This is a genomic window from Neisseria sp. WLZKY-1, from assembly GCF_046546535.1.
Taxonomy (GTDB): domain Bacteria; phylum Pseudomonadota; class Gammaproteobacteria; order Burkholderiales; family Neisseriaceae; genus Neisseria.
The window spans coordinates 1-20926 of record NZ_JBKGTW010000040.1 but is presented as its reverse complement, the minus strand read 5'-3'; the positions used below and the strand labels follow the sequence as shown (position 1 = coordinate 20926).

General features: G+C 60.7%; 27 protein-coding genes, 1 tRNA gene and 1 pseudogene. 20 read left to right on the top strand and 9 right to left on the bottom strand.

The annotated features are described in order from the left end of the window. Positions 1-619: 619 nt before the first annotated feature. The 4 genes and pseudogenes from ruvA to ACLD9W_RS09710 form a co-directional block, all read right to left on the bottom strand. Complete coding sequence (gene ruvA, locus ACLD9W_RS09725; RefSeq protein ID WP_410841830.1) at positions 620-1204, bottom strand: Holliday junction branch migration protein RuvA; 585 nt, start codon at positions 1202-1204, stop codon at positions 620-622. A gap of 193 nt (positions 1205-1397) precedes the next feature. After that, a pseudogene (locus ACLD9W_RS09720) lies at positions 1398-1686 on the bottom strand (septal ring lytic transglycosylase RlpA family protein); the annotation flags it as partial. A gap of 468 nt (positions 1687-2154) precedes the next feature. Further along, positions 2155-2619 (bottom strand): tRNA (uridine(34)/cytosine(34)/5-carboxymethylaminomethyluridine(34)-2'-O)-methyltransferase TrmL, encoded by a 465-nt coding sequence (gene trmL / locus ACLD9W_RS09715; RefSeq protein ID WP_410841829.1) that lies wholly within the window; start codon positions 2617-2619, stop codon positions 2155-2157. 51 nt (positions 2620-2670) lie between these two features. Then, positions 2671-3381, bottom strand: a complete 711-nt coding sequence (locus tag ACLD9W_RS09710) for a ComF family protein (RefSeq protein WP_410841828.1) — start codon at positions 3379-3381, stop codon at positions 2671-2673. Here ACLD9W_RS09710 and bioH point away from each other — a divergent pair. The 4 genes from bioH to ACLD9W_RS09690 all read left to right on the top strand — a co-directional run bounded on the left by bioH (position 3380) and on the right by ACLD9W_RS09690 (position 6410). After that, complete coding sequence (gene bioH, locus ACLD9W_RS09705) at positions 3380-4120, top strand: pimeloyl-ACP methyl ester esterase BioH (RefSeq protein WP_410841827.1); 741 nt, start codon at positions 3380-3382, stop codon at positions 4118-4120. The genes ACLD9W_RS09710 and bioH overlap by 2 nt on opposite strands. Positions 4121-4215: 95 nt before the next feature. Next, on the top strand, positions 4216-4362 hold the full coding sequence (locus ACLD9W_RS09700; protein WP_410841826.1) for a hypothetical protein: 147 nt from the start codon (positions 4216-4218) through the stop codon (positions 4360-4362). An 86-nt stretch (positions 4363-4448) separates the two neighbouring features. Continuing rightward, positions 4449-5420, top strand: a complete 972-nt coding sequence (locus ACLD9W_RS09695) for a Rieske 2Fe-2S domain-containing protein (RefSeq protein WP_410841825.1) — start codon at positions 4449-4451, stop codon at positions 5418-5420. 72 nt (positions 5421-5492) lie between these two features. Then, positions 5493-6410 carry a fatty acid desaturase gene (locus ACLD9W_RS09690; protein WP_410841824.1) on the top strand — a complete coding sequence of 306 codons (918 nt, stop codon included), beginning with the start codon at positions 5493-5495 and terminating at the stop codon, positions 6408-6410. Between the two features lie 60 nt (positions 6411-6470). Here ACLD9W_RS09690 and ACLD9W_RS09685 read toward each other — a convergent pair whose 3' ends face one another. From ACLD9W_RS09685 to rplU, 4 genes are all read right to left on the bottom strand, one after another. After that, entirely contained in the window at positions 6471-8375 is a 1905-nt protein-coding gene (locus tag ACLD9W_RS09685; RefSeq protein ID WP_410841823.1) for a polysaccharide biosynthesis protein, read from the bottom strand. Next, complete coding sequence (locus tag ACLD9W_RS09680) at positions 8372-8575, bottom strand: hypothetical protein (protein ID WP_410841822.1); 204 nt, start codon at positions 8573-8575, stop codon at positions 8372-8374. Before ACLD9W_RS09680 ends, ACLD9W_RS09685 begins: the two co-directional genes overlap by 4 nt. Before the next feature lie 160 nt (positions 8576-8735). Continuing rightward, positions 8736-9011, bottom strand: a complete 276-nt coding sequence (rpmA, locus tag ACLD9W_RS09675; protein ID WP_009426977.1) for a 50S ribosomal protein L27 — start codon at positions 9009-9011, stop codon at positions 8736-8738. Positions 9012-9039: 28 nt separating this feature from the next. Further along, the gene (rplU, locus tag ACLD9W_RS09670) at positions 9040-9348 is read right to left on the bottom strand and encodes a 50S ribosomal protein L21 (RefSeq protein WP_009117569.1); all 309 of its coding nucleotides are present in this window, start codon (positions 9346-9348) and stop codon (positions 9040-9042) included. 219 nt (positions 9349-9567) lie between these two features. Between rplU and ACLD9W_RS09665 the strand changes: the two genes are divergently transcribed. The 16 genes from ACLD9W_RS09665 (at position 9568) to ACLD9W_RS09590 (ending at position 20571) form a co-directional block, all read left to right on the top strand. Further along, the gene (locus tag ACLD9W_RS09665) at positions 9568-10542 is read left to right on the top strand and encodes a polyprenyl synthetase family protein (protein ID WP_410841832.1); all 975 of its coding nucleotides are present in this window, start codon (positions 9568-9570) and stop codon (positions 10540-10542) included. Positions 10543-10584: 42 nt separating this feature from the next. Next, a tRNA-Arg gene (locus ACLD9W_RS09660) sits at positions 10585-10659 on the top strand. A gap of 666 nt (positions 10660-11325) precedes the next feature. Next, positions 11326-12597, top strand: coding sequence for a tyrosine-type recombinase/integrase (locus ACLD9W_RS09655; protein WP_410841821.1), 1272 nt, complete (start codon positions 11326-11328; stop codon positions 12595-12597). A gap of 18 nt (positions 12598-12615) precedes the next feature. After that, complete coding sequence (locus tag ACLD9W_RS09650; RefSeq protein ID WP_410841820.1) at positions 12616-13359, top strand: hypothetical protein; 744 nt, start codon at positions 12616-12618, stop codon at positions 13357-13359. A 184-nt stretch (positions 13360-13543) separates the two neighbouring features. Then, complete coding sequence (locus ACLD9W_RS09645) at positions 13544-13780, top strand: helix-turn-helix transcriptional regulator (RefSeq protein WP_410841819.1); 237 nt, start codon at positions 13544-13546, stop codon at positions 13778-13780. Positions 13781-14106: 326 nt separating this feature from the next. Then, positions 14107-14295: a hypothetical protein gene (locus ACLD9W_RS09640; RefSeq protein WP_410841818.1), complete on the top strand. Its 189-nt coding sequence runs from the start codon at positions 14107-14109 to the stop codon at positions 14293-14295. A gap of 2 nt (positions 14296-14297) precedes the next feature. After that, positions 14298-14645 carry a hypothetical protein gene (locus tag ACLD9W_RS09635; RefSeq protein ID WP_410841817.1) on the top strand — a complete coding sequence of 116 codons (348 nt, stop codon included), beginning with the start codon at positions 14298-14300 and terminating at the stop codon, positions 14643-14645. A 1-nt stretch (position 14646) separates the two neighbouring features. Then, complete coding sequence (locus ACLD9W_RS09630) at positions 14647-15051, top strand: hypothetical protein (protein WP_410841816.1); 405 nt, start codon at positions 14647-14649, stop codon at positions 15049-15051. After that, positions 15044-15331, top strand: coding sequence for a hypothetical protein (locus ACLD9W_RS09625; RefSeq protein WP_410841815.1), 288 nt, complete (start codon positions 15044-15046; stop codon positions 15329-15331). The genes ACLD9W_RS09630 and ACLD9W_RS09625 overlap by 8 nt, the downstream gene beginning before the upstream one ends. Continuing rightward, positions 15328-15495 carry a hypothetical protein gene (locus ACLD9W_RS09620; protein ID WP_410841814.1) on the top strand — a complete coding sequence of 56 codons (168 nt, stop codon included), beginning with the start codon at positions 15328-15330 and terminating at the stop codon, positions 15493-15495. Before ACLD9W_RS09625 ends, ACLD9W_RS09620 begins: the two co-directional genes overlap by 4 nt. Positions 15496-15649: 154 nt before the next feature. Beyond that, positions 15650-16735, top strand: coding sequence for a primase-helicase zinc-binding domain-containing protein (locus ACLD9W_RS09615; protein WP_410841813.1), 1086 nt, complete (start codon positions 15650-15652; stop codon positions 16733-16735). Beyond that, the gene (locus ACLD9W_RS09610; RefSeq protein WP_410841812.1) at positions 16732-16926 is read left to right on the top strand and encodes a hypothetical protein; all 195 of its coding nucleotides are present in this window, start codon (positions 16732-16734) and stop codon (positions 16924-16926) included. Before ACLD9W_RS09615 ends, ACLD9W_RS09610 begins: the two co-directional genes overlap by 4 nt. Next, on the top strand, positions 16923-18758 hold the full coding sequence (locus ACLD9W_RS09605; RefSeq protein ID WP_410841831.1) for a DUF927 domain-containing protein: 1836 nt from the start codon (positions 16923-16925) through the stop codon (positions 18756-18758). The genes ACLD9W_RS09610 and ACLD9W_RS09605 overlap by 4 nt, the downstream gene beginning before the upstream one ends. Before the next feature lie 559 nt (positions 18759-19317). Beyond that, entirely contained in the window at positions 19318-19671 is a 354-nt protein-coding gene (locus ACLD9W_RS09600; protein WP_410841811.1) for a hypothetical protein, read from the top strand. Positions 19672-19984: 313 nt separating this feature from the next. Continuing rightward, positions 19985-20239: a type II toxin-antitoxin system HicA family toxin gene (locus ACLD9W_RS09595; protein WP_410841810.1), complete on the top strand. Its 255-nt coding sequence runs from the start codon at positions 19985-19987 to the stop codon at positions 20237-20239. Then, complete coding sequence (locus ACLD9W_RS09590) at positions 20236-20571, top strand: type II toxin-antitoxin system HicB family antitoxin (protein WP_410841809.1); 336 nt, start codon at positions 20236-20238, stop codon at positions 20569-20571. Before ACLD9W_RS09595 ends, ACLD9W_RS09590 begins: the two co-directional genes overlap by 4 nt. Positions 20572-20645: 74 nt before the next feature. Here ACLD9W_RS09590 and ACLD9W_RS09585 read toward each other — a convergent pair. Beyond that, positions 20646-20926, bottom strand: a 281-nt coding sequence (locus tag ACLD9W_RS09585; RefSeq protein WP_410841808.1) for a transposase, incomplete at its 5' end; no start/stop codon positions are given.

Here is a 20926-nt window from a genome sequence, read left to right as displayed (position 1 = left end):
CCTCAACCGTTTCAGACGGCCTCAACCGTTTCAGACGGCCTCAACCGTTTCAGACGGCCTCAACCGTTTCAGACGGCCTCAACCGTTTCAGACGGCCTCAACCGTTTCAGACGGCCTCAACCTTTCGTGGCGATCTTTTGCACCGATATGCCCATGTTCTGCCGAAAAACGGCATAAAGCTGCAGTTTCCGCAAATGCGTGCAAGGGCAAAAAGAAACAAAAAATATTCGCCTTTTAAAAACGGTTTGCCGACGCTTTTCGACAGGAATTTTATTTTTCTTTACAAATCATTATGATAAATTAATAACCTACCGCCACTGCAAGATGGCACGCAGCTTGCTTGGCATTCCATACCGATGCACAGCGCGTCGGTCGTTCTTAACGGATGCCACGGCATCGAAAAACAAATACATTACGGTAAAACCGACAGCCCTACCGCTGTCGCTCCGCTCGGGAAGGCGGAGTCTTTTAGGGATAGGCCGCTGCATATTGTGGGAATGTGCGGCGGCTGTTTTTTATCCGCCGTCCGCATACCGTGCGGGGCAAAACGCAAGAGGCCGTCTGAAAGCAGGCATATGTTTTCAGACGGCCTCTGCGCATCATCGGCGGGGCGGCCTGTCTATTTCGTCAAATTCCGCAACGCCAGCCGCACGCCTTCGGCCACTTCCGTGCCGGGGGCGATGCCTTTGACGGCGGCGCGTGCCTCGCGCTCGCTGTAACCCAGCGCCAGCAGGGTGCTGACGATGTCGTCGCTGCCGCCGTCGGCTGCGGCCGGAGCGAAGAGGCCGTCTGAAATGCCTGCGGCGGCGAGTTTGCCGCGCAGTTCCAAAATCATGCGCTCGGCGGTTTTTTTGCCGATGCCGGGGGCGGACGACAGGCGTTTGATGTCCTCCTGCGCCACGGCCTGCGCCAGTTCTTCGGCGCTCATGGCCGAGAGGATGCCGAGGGCGGTTTTCACGCCGATGCCGCCGACTTTGATTAATTGGCGGAAGGTGGCGCGTTCGGCGGCGTCGGCAAAGCCGAACAGCAGGTGCGCGTCTTCGCGCACGGCCAGATGGGTGTAAAGGCGCACGGTTTCGCCGACGGGCGGCAGTTTGTAGAAGGTTTGCATGGAAACGTCGACTTCGTAGCCGACGCCGTTGACGTCGATGATGATTTGCGGCGGGTGTTTTTCCGTCAGTTTTCCGGTGAGGCTGCCGATCATGGGTTCTCCTTCGGGGGGCGGGAGGCCGTTTGAAACGGCCGAAAGCGGCGGATTATAGCGCAAGGACGCAAAAAACCCGTGCGGGGCACGGGTTGGGCGGCGCTCGGCGCTCAGATGGCGGTTTGGCCTTTGGCCTTGGCGTCGGTCACGATGCCGCTGCGGCGGTTTTGTTCTTTGCGGCTCGGGGCGTCTGTGGTGATTTGTTCGATTTTCACCTGCGCCGTGCCGGTGCGGATGAAGCCGAGTTCTTGTGCGGCGGCTTTGGAGAGATCCATCACGCGGTTGCCATGGTAGGGGCCGCGGTCGTTGATGCGTACGACGACGCTTTTGCCGTTGGCAAGGTTGGTGACGCGGACGTAGCTGGAAATGGGCAGGGTGCGGTGGGCGGCGGTGAGGGTGTTCATGTCGAAACGTTCGCCGTTGGCGGTTTTCCTGCCGTGGAAACCGGGGCCGTACCATGAGGCTTTGCCGGTTTGGCTGAATGCGGTTTTGGCGGTTTTGCCGTCGGCTTTGGCGGTTTTGCCGTCGGCTTTGGCGGTTTTGCCGTCGGCTTTGGCGGTTTGGACTTCGGTTTTTTTCGCGGCAGTCTGCCAGTTTTTTCTGACAGGCGCGGCGGCGGTTTTTTGGGCGGACGCGGCGGCAGGCGGCGGGGGAGGTGCGGCGGCGTTGTCTGCCGCAGGAGCGGTTTGGGATTGGGCGGCGGGCGGCGGGGGAGGTGCGGTGGCGTTGTCTGCCGCAGGGGCGGTTTGGGATTGGGCTGCGGGCGGTTGCGGTGCGGCGCAGGCGGTGAGGGCGAGGGCGGCGAAAAGGCCGAGGGGGATTAAGCGTTGGTTTTGGGTCAAAACAAGATCCTGTTCCGGAGTTGAAGGGAGGTTGCCGCGTCTGTTTCTCTTCTTGTGCGGCGGGGTGCTGCTTTTGTGTTTTCAGACGGCCTTTTCGGGCAAAGCCGTTCAGAGGCCGTCTGAAAAGCCGTTTTGCCGCCACGCTTCGAATACGGTGACGGCAACGGTGTTCGACAAATTCATGCTTCTGCTGTTTGCCCGCATCGGCAGGCGGATTTTCCGTTCGGCGGGCAGGCTGTCGAGAATGTCGGCGGGCAGGCCGCGCGTTTCCGGGCCGAAGAGGAAAACGTCGCCCGCTTGGAAAGACACTTGGTCGGGGCGGGTGCTGCCTTTGGTGGTCAGCGCGAAGATGCGGCGGCCGGCGAGGGCGGCGAGGCAGTCGGCGAAATTTTCGTGGACGGTGAGGCTGGCGAACTCGTGGTAATCCAGCCCCGCGCGTTTCATTTTGGCCGAGTCGAGCGGGAATCCGAGCGGCTTGACGAGGTGCAAAGCCGCGCCGGTATTGGCGCAGAGGCGGATGATGTTGCCGGTGTTCTGCGGGATTTCCGGCTGGTACAAAACAACAGTAAACATAAAATCAGACACTTAAAACGGCGCGCACTATGCCCCCATCCGCGCGGCGCGTCAAGGCCTTTGCATTTTCGCCTGTGCCAGCGTCCAGCAGAAAACGCGCTCCGCCCCCGCCCGTCTTAACATCCGCGCCAGTTCGGCCAATGTTGCGTTTGTGGTGGCTACGTCGTCGATTAACAGTAGATTGCGTTTCTTAACGTCGCCGCGCACCTCAAACAGCCCTTTGGCGTTTTTCAGCCGCTCGCGGTAGGCCAGTGTGCTTTGCGGCGGGGAAGGCCGTCTGAAAACGGTGTTTTCGGGCAGCACGGGCAGGCGGAAAAACGGCGCGATCAGGCGGGCGAGTTCCGTGCACTGGTTGAAGCCGCGCTCCATCTGCCGCTCTCGGCTCAGCGGCACGGCGAGTATGCCGTCTACAGCTTCGTGCCGCAGCCACGGCGGCGGCAGCGCGGCCATCAGGCAGGCGAGCGGACGGCGCAGTTCCAAGCGGCGCAGGTGTTTGAATTCGTGGAGGATGCCGCTGACGGGCGGCGCGTAGGCGCACGACGACCACAACAAATCAAACGGCGGCGGCTTCTTTTGGCACGCGCCGCAGATCGTCACGCCGTCGCCCGCGCCGCCGCACTGCGGGCAGACGCGCTCGGGCGGCGTGGCGGTTTTCAGCAAATCGGCCATACAGCCCCCGCAGATGCCACCCAATGCCCGCGCGTGGCATAATGCGCAGCTTTGCGGCTCGGTCAAACGGCTTAATCGGGAAAGGAATTTCATGACAGACACACCCCATCATCCTGTTTATCTGATACACGGCTGGGCGGCAAACGGCCGCGTGTTCGACGGCCTGCGCCCGCTGCTGCCCGCACACTGGCAGGTGCACACGCCCGACCTGCCCGGCCACGGCGGCGCGCCGTTTGCGGGCGCGTTCGATATAGAAACAGCCGCCGACGAACTGGCCGACGGCCTGCCCGAAGGCAGCGACGTGGCGGGCTGGTCGCTCGGCGGCCTGGTCGCCCTGCACGCCGCACACCGCCATCCGCACAAAGTACGCCGTCTGTGCCTCACCGCCTCCTTCGCCAAACTCGCCGCCGCGCCCGGCTACCCGCAGGGTCTCGCCCGCCCCGCGCTGCACAAAATGCTGCCGCTCTTCACGCAGGACTATGCGAAATATATGCGCCAGTTTTTGGAACTGCAACTGCTGCACACGCCCGAAGCGCGGCAGATAGTCGACGCCCTGCTGCCCGACATCGTCCGCCACGGCACGCCCGCCGCGCTGGCCGCCGCCCTCGAAGCCGCCGAACGCGCCGACGCCCGCGCCCTGCTGCCGCACATCCGCCAGCCCGTGTTGCTGGTATACGGCGGCAAAGACGGCATCACGCCGCCGCGCATGGGCGGATACCTGCAAGAGCACCTGCCGCACGCCGAAACCGTCGTGATTGACCAAGCCGCCCACGCCCCCTTCCTCAGCCACGCCGCAGAATTCGCCAATCTGCTCGCCCGTTTTTTCGGCTGAACACATTTTCAGAAACGTCATTCCCGCGTTTATGCCCCGAAGGGGTATAGGCGGGAGCGGCCTGCAACGGCACAGAGGCCGTCTGAAAGGAAACCATGAAACTCAACGCCCGCTTCAACACCTTCACCCTGCCGCGCTACCGCGAAGCCATCGCCAACCACAAGCGTTACACCGACTTCAACCCGCTCGCCCTTTTTCGCTCCATCCTCGAAAACGGCAAACGCGCGACATCCGCCGCCTGATCGACGAAGAAAACGGCTGAGGCCGTCTGAAAGCACAAGCCGAACACCATTTCGACAACACTATAAAAACAGCAAACGGAAACCCCATGACCGAACACGACCCCGCCGAAACACAATGGCACCACTGGCCGCGCTGCTGGTATCCCGCCGCCCGAGTGCACGGCTTCGCCCCCGGCCAAGTCCGCAGCGGCCGCCTCGGCGCGCGAGAGTGGGTGCTCTACCGCGACGCCGACGGCACGTTCCGCGCCACCGACGCCTTCTGCCCGCACATGGGCGCGCACCTCAAAAGCGCGCGCGTCGAAGGACAAGCCCTCTGCTGCGGCCTGCACGGCTGCCTGATCGAGCCGCAAACCGCCCTTTCAGACGGCCTCCCCCCCATCCGCCCCGGCTGCCGCATCGGCGCGCAGGCATGGCCGTGCGCCGAACGCTTCGGCCTCGTCTGGCTGCACCCGCCGCTGGCCGAAGGCGAAACCGCCCCGCCCCTGCCCTTCGCCGACAACGGCCACCTGCGCCTCACCGCTTCCCGCACCATCAACGCCGACTGGCGCGCCATGATCTGCAACGGCTTCGACCTCTCGCACATGGCCATCGTCCACCAGCGCACGCCCGAGGGCGATCCCGTATTCGACACCCCGCCCGAGGGCGGCATCCGCATGCGTTTTGCCACCCGCATCCTGCCCAAAGGCGGCTTTTCCAGCTGGCTGATGCAGCGGCTCTCCGGCGGGCGCGTCGAACTGGCGCACACCTGCAACGGCAGCAGCATCATAGTGGAAAGCCGCGTCGGCCGCTTCCGTGCCAGCGGCATCTTCGCCCTCTTGCCGCAAGACGCCCCCGGCACGCCGCCCGAAGAGCGCAGCACCCTCGCCTTCGCCGCCATCGGCATCCCGCCCGACACCCTCTTCCCGCGCCTGCAACTCTATATCGCCCGCTTTTTATATCTGGCGTTTTTGAAAAAAGACTTCGTCATTGTCAAAAATATGCGCCTGAAACTCGACGGCGCCGACGACCCCGGCGTGCAGCAGGCCGCGCGTTACCAAAGCACGCTCGAAAGCCTGTAATCCCCGTCTGCCGGGATTTTCAGAAACGTCATTCCCGCGAAGGCGGGAACGGCCTCCCGCCACAAAACCGCCATGACCCCCATCGCCCGCAACCTCCTCATCCTCGCCGCCGCCTCCTGCGCCAACCTCGCCCTGCTCACCGCCGCCTCGCACGCGCCGTGGCCGGTTGCCGTCGCCGCCGCGCTGCTGTTTGCCCTCAGCAACAACACCGTCTTCGCCCTGCTGCACGAATGCGTGCACGGCGTGTTCGCCCCCGCCGCCAACGGGCGGGGAGGCCGTCTGAACGAATGGTGCGGCCGACTGGCGGCGGCATGGTTTCCCACCGGCCTCGCCGTCCAGCGCGTCTTCCACCTCACCCACCACCGCAACAACCGCTCCGCCTCCGAACAGTTCGACATCCTGCACGAAGGCGACGTCCTGTGGCTGAAATACGCCCAGTGGTACGCCATCTACACCGGCGTTTACTGGTTCGTCTCCGCCCTCGGCGTGCTCGTCTACGCCCTCACCCCCGCCGCCGTCCGCCGCGCCCTGATCCGCGCCTTCGGCCAACGCGGCGGCGTGCAGACCGGCGCCGACGACTACATCGGCGCACTCGACAGCCTGCCCGCCGCCGCCCGCCTCGAAGTGCTCGGCGCGGCCGCATGGCAGCTTTTCTGGGCATGGACGCTGGGCTGGACATGGACGGGCTGGCTCGCCTGCTACGCCGCCTTCGCCCTCGCGTGGAGCTCGCTGCAATACACCGACCACGCCTTCTCGCCGCTCGACAAACACAACGGCGCATGGAACCTCTATGTTCCGCGCTGGCTGCGCCTCGTCTTCCTCAACTACCACCTACACCTCACCCACCACCAACAGCCGCAGCTTCCCTGGTACGAACTGCCAAAACACCCCGCCAGCGGCCCCGCCTTTCTCACCGTCTGGCTCGCCTGCCTGCGCGGCCCCCGCCGCCTCGAAAACTTCCCACGCTTTCGCGAACGGGATATTGTGTAAACGCAAAAAGGCCGTCTGAAAAACGGAAAACAGGTTTTCAGACGGCCTGATGCCTTGTGTTCAGCCTTTCCCGTGCTGTGCCGTCCACACCAGGTCGCACAGGCCGTCTTGCGGCTTGAAGGCGGCGGGGGCGGCGAGCAGGAGGCGGCGGATTTCGGGCTGGTCGCCGCGGTCGCAGGCGGCGGCGATTTGGTCGAGCAAAACACAGAGCTGCGGCCAGGGCAGCATGGTTTCGCTGGCGGTGAGGATGCGCGGGTGGCCGGTGGGGGCGGCGTTGTCGCCGATCAGCAGTTCTTCGTAGAGTTTTTCGCCGGGGCGCAGGCCGGTGATGCGGATTTCGATGTCGCCCTGCGGGCAGGCGTCGTCTTTCACTTCGAGGCCGGAGAGGCGGATCATTTGGCGGGCGAGGTCGATGATTTTGACGGACTCGCCCATGTCAAGCACAAACACGTCACCGCCTTTGCCCATCGCGCCGGCCTGGATAACGAGTTGGGCGGCTTCGGGGATGGTCATGAAATAGCGGGTGATGTCGGGATGGGTGAGGGTGACGGGGCCGCCGGCGGCGATTTGTTTTTCAAAGGCGGGGACGACGGAGCCGGACGAGCCGAGCACGTTGCCGAAGCGCACCATACAAAAACGGGTGCGGCAGGCGGGTTCGGCGGCGAGCGCCTGCAAGACGAGTTCGGCCATGCGTTTGCTCGCGCCCATGGTGTTAGTGGGGCGCACGGCCTTGTCGGTGGAAATCAGGACGAAGGTGGAGACGCCGCTTTCTTGTGCGGCGCGGGCGCAGGCGAGTGTACCGAAAAGGTTGTTGCGCACGCCTTCGACGGTATTGAGGGCAACCATGGGGACGTGTTTGTAGGCGGCAGCGTGGTAGATGGTGTCGACAGCGAAGGCGGTCATGACGCTTTTCAGACGGCCTTCGTCCTGCACCGAGCCTAAAAGCGGCAGGATTTCGCAGCCGCCGCCGTGCTGCTGCCGCCATTCGGCCAGCTCGCGCTCGATGGTGTAGAGGGAAAATTCCGACAGCTCGAACAGCACCAGCCGCGCGGGCGCAAGAGAGATAATCTGGCGGCACAGCTCCGAACCGATAGAGCCGCCCGCGCCGGTGACCATCACGCTTTTGCCCGCGATATCGCGCGCCATCAGGTCGGGGAGCGGGGCGACGGGTTCGCGTCCCAAAAGGTCGGCGGCGGAGATTTTTTTCAATACGCCGGTGTGGATGCGTCCGTCGACCAGGTCTTTCATGCCGGGTATGGCGAGCACTTCGCAGGGATAGGCTTCGAGGCGGCGCAGGATGTCGCGTCGCTGTTGCGCGCCCGCGCTGGGGATGGCGAGGAGGATTTTGCGGATGCCGTATTGTCTGATCAGCCGTTCGATTTCTGCGGGGGCGAACACGGGCAGGTCGCTGACGGTGGTGTTTTGCAGGCGCGGATTGTCGTCGACAAAGGCGGCGGGGCGGTATTCGTGCACCTGCCGCACCGCTTCGGCCAGCTGCCGCCCCGACTGTCCCGCGCCGTAGATAATCACCGCCGCCGCGCCGTGGCGCTCGCTGCGCTCGGTAAGCATCAGCCGCAGCAGCAGGCGCGAACCGGCAATCAGCACCACCATCAGGAAGAAAAACACCACGGGCAGGGCGAGGCGCAGCTGGCGCTCGAACAGCAGCACGCTGAAAAAAAACGCCAGCATGGAGGCAAAGCTGCCGAATAGGGCGACGGCGAGTATGCGCAGGCTGATGTAGCGCGTTACCGCGCGGTAAAGCCCCAGCCGCACGAAGAGCAGCACGGTGAAGGTGGTGGTGGCGGCCAGCGCATACCAGTTGGCGGGGTCGGCCCATTCGTTGTCGTAATCGGCTTTCAGGCTTTGGGTAAACCAGAAGGCGCAGAAAACCAGCAGGATGTCGTGGACGACAAACAGCAGTTTTTTCACATTGCGCGGCAGCGCCAGCAGGGTTTCGAGCATCATTCGGGAAAGGTGTCGGAAAGAAATGACGGATAGGCCGTCTGAAAACAGGGTTGCGACAAGGCGGGCAAAACGTGTTTCAGACGGCCTGCATTATAGCGCGGCGCCGTGTGCATCTGCGGCGTGGGAGGCAGTCTGAAAACGTGGCGGAACGGGATGCGGGCAGGCGCATTTGTGTCTTTCGGCTGCCCCGTTTTCGCCATGCGGCGTTCGGTTGGTTTTGAAGTCGGCCTCCAAGCTTCAGACGGCCTCCAAGTTATCGGTGAAAGACAGCGCATGCTGCCGATACCCGAAGCGCCGCGGGCGGCGGCAAGACACAAAAAACCCGCCCAAAGGACGGGTTCGCTGCATACTGTCTGCCGTTTACGCTTCTTCCGCGCCGGTGTAGGGGCGCACGCTCACGGTTTTGCGGTTCAGACGGCCTTTGACGGCAAATTCCACATAACCGTCGACTTTGGCGAACAGGGTGTGGTCTTTGCCCATGCCGACGTTGTCGCCTGCGTGGAATTTGGTGCCGCGCTGGCGCACGATGATGGAACCTGCGGGAATTAGCTCGTTGCCGTAGGCTTTCACGCCCAAGCGTTTGGCTTCGGAATCGCGGCCGTTGCGGGTGCTGCCGCCTGCTTTTTTACTTGCCATGTTGGATACTCCTGACTTGGATTAGAAATTAGGCGATGGCCACGATTTCGATTTGGGTGAAATTCTGGCGGTGGCCCTGGCGTTTCTGGTAGTGTTTGCGGCGGCGCATTTTGAAAATGCGGATTTTCTCGCCGCGGCCGTGCGCCACTACTTTGGCCGTTACTTTCGCGCCTTCGATAAAGGGCGCGCCTACTTTTACAGATTCGCCGTCAGCAATCATCAAAACTTCAGTCAGTTCGATTTGGCTGTCGAGTTCGGCAGGTATCTGTTCTACTTTCAATTTTTCGCCAACGGCAACTTTGTATTGTTTGCCGCCGGTTTTTACGACCGCGTACATACTCAACTCCATAAATGGGATTTCGGTTAAACAAAAATTCCGCGCACCATGCGCGAAATGGCGTATTCTATGGGCAAGTGTCTGTTTTGTCAAACCGTATGGCGCACGTATCACCGCCCGTCTGCCCAGACTCCCGTTTTCAGACGGCCTTTGTGCTATAATCCCGCGCTTTCCGACTTCTGCCCGCCGCGCAGCAACTTTCCCGCCGCCGATACCGCCATGCTCGAACATCTGCCCTATTTCCAACAAAACCTAGCCACCGACCTCGGCCGCGTCAATCAGGTGGTCGAACGCGCGGTGCAGTCGGAAGTCGCCCTGATTTCGCAGATCGGTAACTACATCATCGGCGCGGGCGGCAAGCGTTTGCGCCCCATCATCACCATCTTGGCGGGCAAATCGCTGGGCTACGACGACGACAAGCTCTACTCCCTTGCCGCGATGGTGGAATTCATCCACACCTCCACCCTGCTGCACGACGATGTGGTCGACGAAAGCGATATGCGGCGCGGCCGCGAAACGGCCAACAACCTGTTCGGCAACGCCGCCGCCGTTTTGGTGGGCGACTTCTTATATACCCGTGCCTTCCAACTGATGGTCGGCTCGGGCAGCATGAAAATCCTCGAAGTCATGGCCGACGCCACCAACATCATTGCCGAGGGCGAAGTGATGCAGCTGATGAACATCGGCAACACCGACATCAGCGAAGAAGAATACGTCCGCGTCATCCAATACAAAACCGCCAAGCTCTTTGAAGCCGCGGCCCAAGTCGGCGCGATACTGGCAGGCGCCACGCCGCAGCAGGAAGCCGCCCTGCGCGACTACGGCATGTATGTCGGCACCGCTTTCCAAATCGTCGACGACATTCTGGATTATTGCGGCGACCCGGCCGAAATCGGCAAAAACGTCGGCGACGACCTGGCCGAGGGCAAGCCCACCCTACCGCTGATCTACCTGATGCGCCAAGGCAGCCCCGAAGCCGCGCAGGACGTGCGCGACGCCCTGCAAAACGCCGACCGCAGCCGCTTCGCACAAATCCATGCCCACGTCGCCGCCTCCGACGCGCTCGCCTACGCCGCGCAGCAGGCACGCAAAGCGGTAGACCAAGCCCTCGCCTGTCTGCAAAACCTGCCCGTCAACGAAGCGACCCGCGCCATGCGCCAACTGGCCGAAGAATCATTGGCGCGCGTGTCTTAAATAACCCTTAAATAGCTGTTTTCAAAATTTGATTTTTCACACCTCGCCGTAGTTCAACGGATAGAACGTATGCCTCCTAAGCGTAAAATACAGGTTCGATTCCTGTCGGCGAGGCCAAACATTAAAAAACGGAGTTATCCACAGAAGTTACAGCTATCTCCGTAAGTCTACAAAATCCCTTGTCCATCAAGCCTTGAATCCGTTTCAAGGCTTTTTTATCGTCTTCTGAAATCTCCCTGATTCCACTTGAAGCAACAAAAAATTTTGGGTATTTTAGTGGGTATCGACACCAGCAAAGGCGGCAAAAAGGCGGAAAATCATAGGAGGTTTTTCATAACTATTTGATTTTAATTAAATAGTATCTTATGAAATTTCAGCCGAAAAAGCCCGCCCGTCTGCTTTGCGACGCGCCCGCCTGCTGCTGGTGTCCGATGGCCGGGGAAAGGCTGTAACCCTTCGATGCTCCGCCGCCGATGCAATGTGCCGTATATCAAGGCTTTTGCCTGTATTCGGGCGCATGGCGAAAGGGATACGCCGATTTAAAGCCGCCTGCTTCGACGCCTGTCGGCTGCTGCTGTTTCTTCTTTCAAGCCCTACGGAATAACGGCTTCCCAGCCTGACCGATAACCTGTTGCCCTACCGATACCCAAAAAACAGCCCCGCGCACGGCCTTGGCGGCGGATTTGCCCGCGTGTGGCGGACGCGATACCCAAAATCCGCCCGCAAGCCTTGCCGGTTGGGGATTTCGGGCTTTTTTCTGTTACCCAAAAACGAGTTTCTCCCATGAAGTTGACGGATATGCGCGTAAGAAATGCCAAGCCGCAGGACAAGCCTTACAAACTTTCAGACGGCGGCGGCCTGTATCTGCTGGTAAAGCCCAACGGGGCGCGGCTGTGGCATTTCAGGTATCGGGTGGACGAAGCGGGGCGGAAGAAAGAACAGATTGAGAGCATAGGCCGCTATCCCGAAATCTCGCTGACCGAGGCGCGGGCGGCAGGGCAGCGTTACAGGGATATGCTGCGGGAGGGCGTCAGCCCCGCCGCCGAACGCAAAGCCAAGCGCCGCGCTACGGGAACGGACAGCCGCTTGTTCCGTGCCGTGGCGGAAGCATGGTTTGCCGTTTACGCGCCCAAACTGGCAGCCAAGACGGCGGCTAACATCAGGGGACGGCTGGACAGGCATATTTATCCCCTGATAGGGGACAGGGACATTACCGCCCTGACGCGCCCCGATATGGCGGCTTTTGTGGAGCATCTGAACGGCAAGGGCATCCCTGCGGAAGCGGGTAAGGTGTTGCAAACGGCCAGTCAAGTGTTCGATTACGCGGCCACGGCGGGGCTGATTGAGTTCAATCCCACTGCCAAACTAAGCCGCAACCTGACGCAATACAGGGAAGAACACCAGCCCGCCTTGCCGCAAAACGAGGTTAAAGAGTTTTTTAAAAGTTATCTGCAAACGGGCGGCAGCCCCGTTGTCCGCCTCGCCCTGCTGCTTTCCATGCTGACGGCCACGCGCAGCAAATCGTTCAGGCTGGGCAGGTGGGAAGACATCGACTGGGAGCGCAAAACGTGGTTTATGCCGCAGGAAAACATGAAGCAGGGCAATGATTTCCTGATTCCGCTGTCTGACTGGACTATCGAGCTGCTGAAAGAGCTGCACGCCCTCACGGGCGGGCAAAAGTATCTGTTTCCCAGCGGCAGGAAAGGCGGCGGGGGCAATCCGACCATCTCGGAAAACGCCATAAACCAGCGCATCAAGCTGATGGGCTACGACGGCACGCACGCGGGAAAAAGCAAGGTGGTACAACACGGTTTCAGGTCTTTGTTTGCCGACGTCATGACGGAAAACAGGCGCGGCGTGGAGGTTATCCGCAAGGCATTGGGGCATACCGTGAAAGACAAGACCGTCAGGGCGTATTTCCGCGCCGATATGCTGCAAGAGCGGCGGGAAATCGCCTGTTTTTATTCCGACTGGCTGCAAGAGCGGTATAGGGAAGCAGAAAAGGAACTGGCGGTGGAAGCCTTAAAGGCGGCGCGTGCGGTGTTGCGGGATTGAGAAAGGCGGGGCAGACGGATGAAAGGCTTGTTTGAATACGCTGCGGCACTGGCAGACTGGGACACAGACGGGCGCGTGCGGGCGGTGTATGCGGCCAATATCGAGGCTTTGCGCGTGCTGTTGCCCGATACGGCGGCGATGGAGCGCGAAGTTATGGCCGCCCGTGCCGCCGCCCTGTCCGACGGCATGCCCCGCCCCGATATGTCGGATTACCGCTGTCTGCTGCAATGCAACTGGCAAGTCATCCTGTTCCTGCGCCGCTGCGGCTTGACGTTTGACACACAGGCACGGGAGCGCGAAGCCCTGTTTTCCCGTGTTGCCTGCTGTATGCTGATTGCGGGCTACACAGACAGCATCAGGGAGGGGGAAACAGACAGGGAAGACAAAGCCGCATATGCCGCCCTAGCGGCGGATATGGCCTATCTGATGGCCGATTGCGCTTTTTGGGGGAGCAGCGTGTTAAGCAACCGGCAGCACAAACAGTCCAAACAGGCCGCCGCCGCCCGTGCCGCAGGCGTTGCCAAATCGTTCAAAACGGATTTTAAAAACAGGGTGGCCTACCCGAGATGGAAAGCCTGCGCAGACAAGGGGTTTGAACGGGGCGGCAAGGCAGAATTAATCAGGCAACTGCTGAAAAGCTATGAAAACGCCGTTATTGCCGCCATGAGGCAGCGAACCGTATTGCATGAGAGCGAACAGCTGTTGAGTGAGAAGACTGTGAGGGAATGGATTAAAGAATTTGAAATAAAAGGGAAAAAATGATGAAAGGCCGTCTGAATTCAGACGGCCTTTTGATTACCCGAAGGCGGAAGCAACGGCGTTACTTCCGTAACTGACGCCGTTAGCGGGTATCGCCACCGTCCCCCCGCTCCTACCATGCGCCGCATCCCGCCGCAAACACCAGCGGAACGGGGAATACATCTGCAACCATGTAGGAGTGAACACTATGGAAAAAAACGGTTTCCGCTTAATGCGCCTGAAAGAAGTCATGACGGTAACGGGACTTTCCCGCGCCGCCGTCTACGCCAAAGGCAACCCGAACGACCCCGCACGCTACGACGCGGATTTTCCGCCGCGCGTGCGCATTGCCGCCAACGCCGTAGGCTGGCCGTCCGACCGCCTGCAAGCATGGCTGGACAAACGCCTTGCCGCTGCGGGCTACACCAAAGGAGAAGCGGCATGAACACCCTCATCCCCGTTTTCTCCGCCCCCGCCCTTGACGGCGGCAATGCGGCGCGGCACAATCCGCCCGTTGCGTTCAATCGCGCAACAGGGTTTGACAGCCCTAAGACAACGTGGCAGACAAGCCGCCGTTATCCCATATCGGGCGGCATTTTTACGTCTGCATTCTTTCCCTTGTTGCACCTTTCACGGGGCGGCAGGGGCGGGAGGCCTTGCGCCTGCCGGGAACACGTTGCCCGGTCTGTCAACCCGCCTTTGTCCGCCCCGCCCTCACGTTTGACAGCGTGGGCGCGGGCATATCGACCCAACGTGAAAGGTAACAACATCATGCCCAAAATCCGCCGCGCATTCTCGCGCCCTTTAATCTCGCAAAAACTGCGCACCTTCCGCAACCTGCGCGAAGCCTGCCGCTACATCGACCGCCTGACGGTGTCCGACGCGTCCGCCTACCGTTTCAACATCGTGCAACAGGGCAGAACTTGGACGGTCTGCCGCGTTGTCGCAGGGGAGGCGTAATCATGAACAGCAATGACAAACTGATGAAAGATTTCATCATTTTCATGATGTCGGAGATATTCCCCAGCGTCCAAAGCAAGGGCGTGTCCAATCCCGCCGAATTCAGCCGTGCGGTTTTTCAGGAAGCCGCGAACAGTCCGAAAGTGGAGTTTGTGGTATCGCGCCCGGTCAGCGATTTCATGCGCCACATGACCGTCCTTTACGATTCCAAAAATGAAGCCGAAGCCCGCGCCATGGCCGACAAGCTGGCACAAAACCCCGATAACGGAACTGTCATGCTTTACCGCCTGTCAAGCGGCATTTGGGCGGTTTTCGGCTTCGGCAGCAATCAGGCCAAAGGAGGGGCATAGCATGGACGCAAGGCTGAACCTGAACGATTGGGGCGGCCTGCCCGCCCTGCTGGCAAACTGCGGCCGCATCGACGAAGACGGCGTTGTCGGCCTGACATCCGCAGAGGCCGACAGCCTGCGCGAACGCGCCGACTGCGCCGCCCGCTCCCTTGCCTTTGTGCTGGAAACCGTCGGCAGACTGATGGAGGCCAACGAAACCGCCGACAAGGTTTACCGCGTGGAAGCCCCCGCCGTTACCCGCCTGTGCGCCGTCATGGCGCGGGAGTTCGGCGGCACGCTGCGCGAACTGGGCGAAATCAACGCGCGGCTGGTGTTTCAGACGGCCTACCGCGCAGGCTTCGACGACTGCGCCCGAAACGCCGCCGCAGAGGCCGCAGAAGCGCAGAAAGGAGGCGGACATGGCTAAACCCCGCAAACTGCCGCCCGCCGCATTCTGCGAGCCGAAAACCGCCGCGCCGCTACACATCGTGCCGCATACCGGACAGGGCAGCGCACAAGCCGCGCTGGAATACCTGCGCCGCCTGCGTGCCGCCTATCCGTCCGTGCGCTTCGGCATGGTGTACACGGGCAAAGGCACGGATTGGCTGGTGTTCCGTGTAGACGAACAACACCAGCGCGGCGGCCTGCCCTCCTGCGGGGTTTCAGACGGCCTCGAAGCCGCGCAGACACAGGAGGCAGCCGCATGAACAGCCCGCGCATCCTTCCGATACTACACGCCGACACCCTGCGCCAAGCCGCCGAACAGGCGCACAAGCTGCGCAACCGCCCCGACTGCGCCCGCCTCGCCCTGATTCAGACGGCACGCGGCTGGACGGTGTGCCTGCTGTGCGGCAGTGCCGACCGCGCGTAACGGCGTAAAACCGCGTTTTCCGCGCATTTCTCCACACAGGCAGGGCTACCCCCCCTTCCCCTATCTCCAAACCCCTTTAAAACGCCGAAATAAAGCCGTTAACGGGCATTTGCCCGTTAGCGCGGGCGTTTGCCGCCTGACGAAAGGCAAAACCATGACAAAAACCGCACAAAATCCCGCCCGTACACGGGCAAGCCTCGCCGACATCAAAGCCGCCGCGCACGGGCGTTGGCCTGACATCCTGCAAGCATTGGGCGTTCCCCGCGCCCTGCTGGACACCCGCAAGCATCAGCCCTGTCCTGCCTGCGGCGGCAAAGACCGCTTCCGCTTTACCGACCATCAGGGCGGCGGCGGCTTCATCTGCAACCAATGCACGCCCGAAGGCGGCAGCGGCTTTGATTTGCTGATGCTGGTGTTCGGATACCCCTTTGCCGAATCCGTGGCATCCGTGGCCGCCCTGCTGGGCATGGGAGGCCGTCTGAAAGAGCCGCCCCGCCCTCTGCCGCCGCGCCGCGAAACTCCGCCCGATACCGACGCGGAGCGGGCGCAGAAGCTACGCCGCGTGCTGGACGTGTGGCAGGCGGGGATTCCCTTTGCCCGCGCCCCCGATTTGGCCGACTACTTTTTCAACCGGGGCATTCCCGCCCCCGAATATCTGCCCGTGTCCGACGATTTGCGCTGGCTGGAAAAAACGGCCTACCGGCACGACGGGCAGACGCTGGGACACTTCCCCGCCATGTGCGCCCTGTTCCGAAACGCGGCGGGCGAACCCTGCGGCCTGCACCTGACCTATCTGCAATGGGGCTGGAACGACATGCCCTTCAAAGCCCGCATCTTCGACCCGAAAACCCGTCAAGCCCTGCCCGTCAAGAAAATGCGCAACGTCGGCGCGGGTAGCCTCAAAGGCGCGGCCATCCGCCTGTTCGAGCCTGAAAACGGCGTTTTGGCCGTGTGCGAAGGCATAGAAACCGCCCTTGCCGCCCGCTACGTTTCGGGCGTGGCCGTGTGGGCGTGCGGCAGTACCCACGGCATCGCCTCGCTGGTATTGCCCGACAACATCCGCGAAGTGGCCGTTATCGCCGACAACGACGCGGCGGGAACGGGCATCAAAGCCACCTACGCCCTGCAACGGCGCTATCACGGCAAATTGGACGCTTTCAGAATCTGGCGGCCTGACGGCACGGGCGCGGACGCGCTGGACGTGCTGACGGCCAACGTAGCGAAAGGAGCAGCGGCATGAGCGATTACGAAAACAGTAAAAATGGCCTTTCAGACGGCCTCGACGGCGGCGCGGATACAGGCGCGGACGCAAAATCCCTTTCAGACGGCCAAAACGCCGCGCAGGAAGGCGCGGAAGCCCCTGCGCAGGGAAAGGCCGCCGACAGCGCAAAAACGCCCCGAAAAGCGATTTTGAGGCCTTACAGGGCATAGGCAGTGCCGACAGCGAGCCGCTGAAAGCCTATTTTGAAAACATCCGCACCGGCACGCGGGCGGGCGTTTGGTTTTACGACGTGGGAACAACCAAAGACGGCACGGAATACTACAAGCCGCCCGTCAGGCTGTGCGACCCGCTGGAAATCGTCGGACGCGGTCAGGGCGCGGATGAGGGCGAATACCGCGTTATCGAGTATCTGCGCCACGGCATCAGCGGCAGAGCCGAAACCAAACAGGCCGCCTTTCCGCTGGAAATTGTCGGCACGCGTGAGGGCTGGGCACTTTTGCGCGGCTTCGGTATCGGCGTCAACCAAAACGGCGCAACCATGGCCGCCCTTGCCAACTATCTGCAATGGGAAGGCAGCGCAGAACAGTGGCAGATTACCGAACGCGGCGGCTGGACGGACGACAGCTTTACCGCCTACGTGTTGCCCGGCGGCGAAATCATCGGCAAAACCGCCTGCAAAACGATTTACATCGGCGACACCAGCAAAAAAGAAGCCTATGCCGTGGCGGGAGACTTGGCGCAGTGGAAGGAGCAGATAGGCCGCTATATCGGGGGCAACAGCCGCCCCAGCCTCGCCCTGGGCGCGGTGTTCGCCGCCCCGCTGCTGCGCATCCTGCGGCTGGAAAACGGCGGTTTCCACATCTACGGCGCATCGGGCAGCGGCAAAACCCTGTCCGGCCTGCTGGCATTCTCCGCCATCGGCAACCCCGACGGCCTGAAAGTCCAATGGAAAGGGACTAGCCTCGGTTTCGACAACGAAGCCGCCGCCAACAATGACGGTCTGATATTCCTCGACGAAATCGGAGAGGGAGACCCCAAAACCGTGAAAGACGTCGGTTATTCCGTTTTCAACGGCACATCCAAGCTGCAAGGCAAGGCCGCAGGCGGCAACCGCACCCGCCGCACGTGGCGCGTGCTGGCGGTATCGACGGGCGAATTTGACGCCGAACACTACCTGAAAGCCGCAGGCTACGAATGGAACGCGGGACAGGCCGTGCGCCTGCCTGCCGTCCCCGCCGACGCGGGCAAAGGTTTCAAAGCCTTTGACACCCTGCACGGCTTCGCCGACGGCGCGGCTTTGGTTGCCCATCTCGAAGAAGCCGCGCGAAGCTGCTACGGCGCACCGTTCCGCGCCTACCTGCAACGGCTGGCCGACAGCATGGCCGACAACCCCGAAGCCCTCAGAGGCCGTCTGAAAGCCCTGCAAAGCGAGTTTTGCGCCCGTCTGCCCGCGCACATGGATTCCCAGCCCGCCCGCGTGTCCAAACGCTTCACTATGGCCGCCGTCGGCCTCGCCCTTGCCTGCGAATGGGACATAACGGGCTTTGACAAGGAAACAGCCTTTGCGGGCGTGCTGGTGTGTTTCAACGCATGGCACGAACGGGAGGGCGCGGGCAACCGCGAAGAGCGGCAGATTATCGCCAACGCCCGCGATTTCCTGACGCGTGACGGCTACGGCGAACGCTTCGCCGACCTGCGCAATTTCGGAGAAGACGGCTACAAAACCGAACGCAACCATGCGGGCTTCAGAGTGGCGGGCAACCGGCACGCGGGCGAGCGGGACAACCCGCACGGATACAGCACCTTCTACATTACGGATGAAGCCTTTGAAGCCGAAATCTGCAAAGGCTTTGAACGGTCTTTCGTCTGCCGCGTGCTGGCAGAATGCGGATGGCTGCAAACCGAAAAAGCAGGCGGCGGCAAAACGCGCAATAAAAAACCGCTTCCCGCCGCCCTTGCCCGCCGCTTCAACATCCCCGGCCGCTTTTACGCCCTTGTCGGCGAAGTGCCGCCCGCAGAATGGGGCGAAGCGGGCGCGTAAAGGGGCGCAGCCCCGCCGCCGCCATATCGGGCAAGGACGCGCCGCATCCGCTTTTCCTCCGCCGCTTTTTCCCGCACGTACTGATATGTTTTGCCGATTTGGTGGGGTTGGTGGGGTCAGAATATAAATATGTAGTTTTAACTTATTATAATCATATATTTATAAGGTTTATGATAAATAAATCCGTTGGGGTTTTGGTGGGGATGGTGTGGGGTTGGCATGGGGTTGGAAAGCGCGGCCAGCCGCATCCCACCCTGACAGCCTTAACAAATCCTAACGTCCAACCCCACAAAAATAGGAGGCGGAGGGGTTGCCGGTGGGGCTGAAAAATCGGTTTAAGATATTGAATAAAAATCGTCTTAACATTTCATCCCCACCAATCCCACCATTTTTCGGATTTTTGAATGCATATAGGGGAGAAAAATACACGAAACAGAAAAATATCATTTAAAACATCGGAATAAGAGAAACAACAAAAACACGGGGCAAAAACACACGGCGCAAAGGCCGTCTGAACGCCCCGTTTTCTTTACAAAATATTAACAGAAAGGCCATACGCATGATAGACGGCATAATCAGCGGGAAACTGCTGCAAAAACCCAAAATGATGAAAACGCGGCGCGGCAGCACCTACGCCATCGCCAAGATGCTGGCAAGCGGCTACAAAATGGGCGGCTTCCCCGCCGCATCCCTGCCCGCCGACATCATCGCCTTTGACCGCGAAACCTGCCGCGCTCTGACTGCCTGCGAAGCGGGACAGCGGCTTTCACTCGTCGGCATCATCAAACCCGTTATCGAGACCGAACACGGCGAACCCCTGATAGTGTTGAAAATGGAAGCTCGGCGGCTGGCCGACGGCTACGCCTACGGACAGGCACAGGGCAAAGGCCGCCTGTTCAGGCTGGACGTCTGACGCCGCAAGCCCCGCCCTGCCGCCCGCGCAGAGACAACGGCAGGGGCAGGGGGCGCAAAAAGTTCAGACGCACCCGCTTTCTAGACCCCCCTGCCTCCCACGCGCATTTTTTGCCTTTTTTTGCTGTTTTTGTTAATCGTGTTTAAGGAAATGTTTAAGCAAAAACAGCATATTATTGCGCAATAAAATAGCGCGGACGGCAAAGGCGGAAAATGCCGCCGAACTTGCCCCGCCGCCTGACGGCACACCCCGCAGCCTTGCCCGCCCCGTTGCCCTTGCTGTATCATGGTACTAAATTACAGTGTTACCCATTATGAAGAAAAAACACCAGCGCACCTTATCCCTGATATTTGCCCGCCCGATACCCGGCGGCATCAAATGGGCGGACATCGAAGCCCTGTTTGTCGATTTGGGCGGCGAAATAGAAGAGCGGGCAGGCAGCCGCGTGGCCGTGATTCTGTTCGGACAAGTACAGGTCTTCCACAGACCGCATCCCGGCCCCGACACGGACAAAGGCGCAGTTGCAAGCGTGCGCAAATGGCTGGAAGCAAACGGAGTGAAACCATGAACAACCTGATGACAATAAACGGGCATAAAGCCCTAATCCAATACGACCCCGAAACCGAATTGCTGCGGGGCGAATTTTTGGGACTGAACGGCGGCGCGGACTTCTACGCCGACAACGTGGCAGACCTGCAAAAAGAGGGCGCGGCCAGCCTGCGGGAATTTTTGGCCGTCTGCGAAGAACGCGGCATAGAACCCTACAAACACTATTCAGGCCGCTTCAACGTGCGAGTCAGCCCGCAAATCCACGCGGCGGCGGCAGCGGCGGCGGCGGCGGACAATATCAGCCTGAACGAATGGATAGCCCGCACCCTGAATCAGGCTGTTCATGCCTGAACGCCCATGCCGAAAACCTATGCCGAATGCCTAAAAACGCCAAAGCGAAAAAAATTTGGGGCTGTCCTAGATAACTAGGATAAATTATCTATTACCAATTGTTTCAAAATGGAAATTTGAACTTTTATTTCACTATTGTTAAAACGCCATTTGCACTCCTTCAAATACAGCTCAAAATGCTCTTTCGGGATGCCGTTAAATTTACGCAAATGCCGTTTTGCCTGACTCCAAAAGTTCTCGATTCCGTTGATATGGTTTTGTTTTTCAGCAAAATGTGTGCGGTGGTTGATACGGAAATGGTTAAATTCGCTCACATCCAATACGTCATAACCCTTGTGGTAATCCGTATAAACAA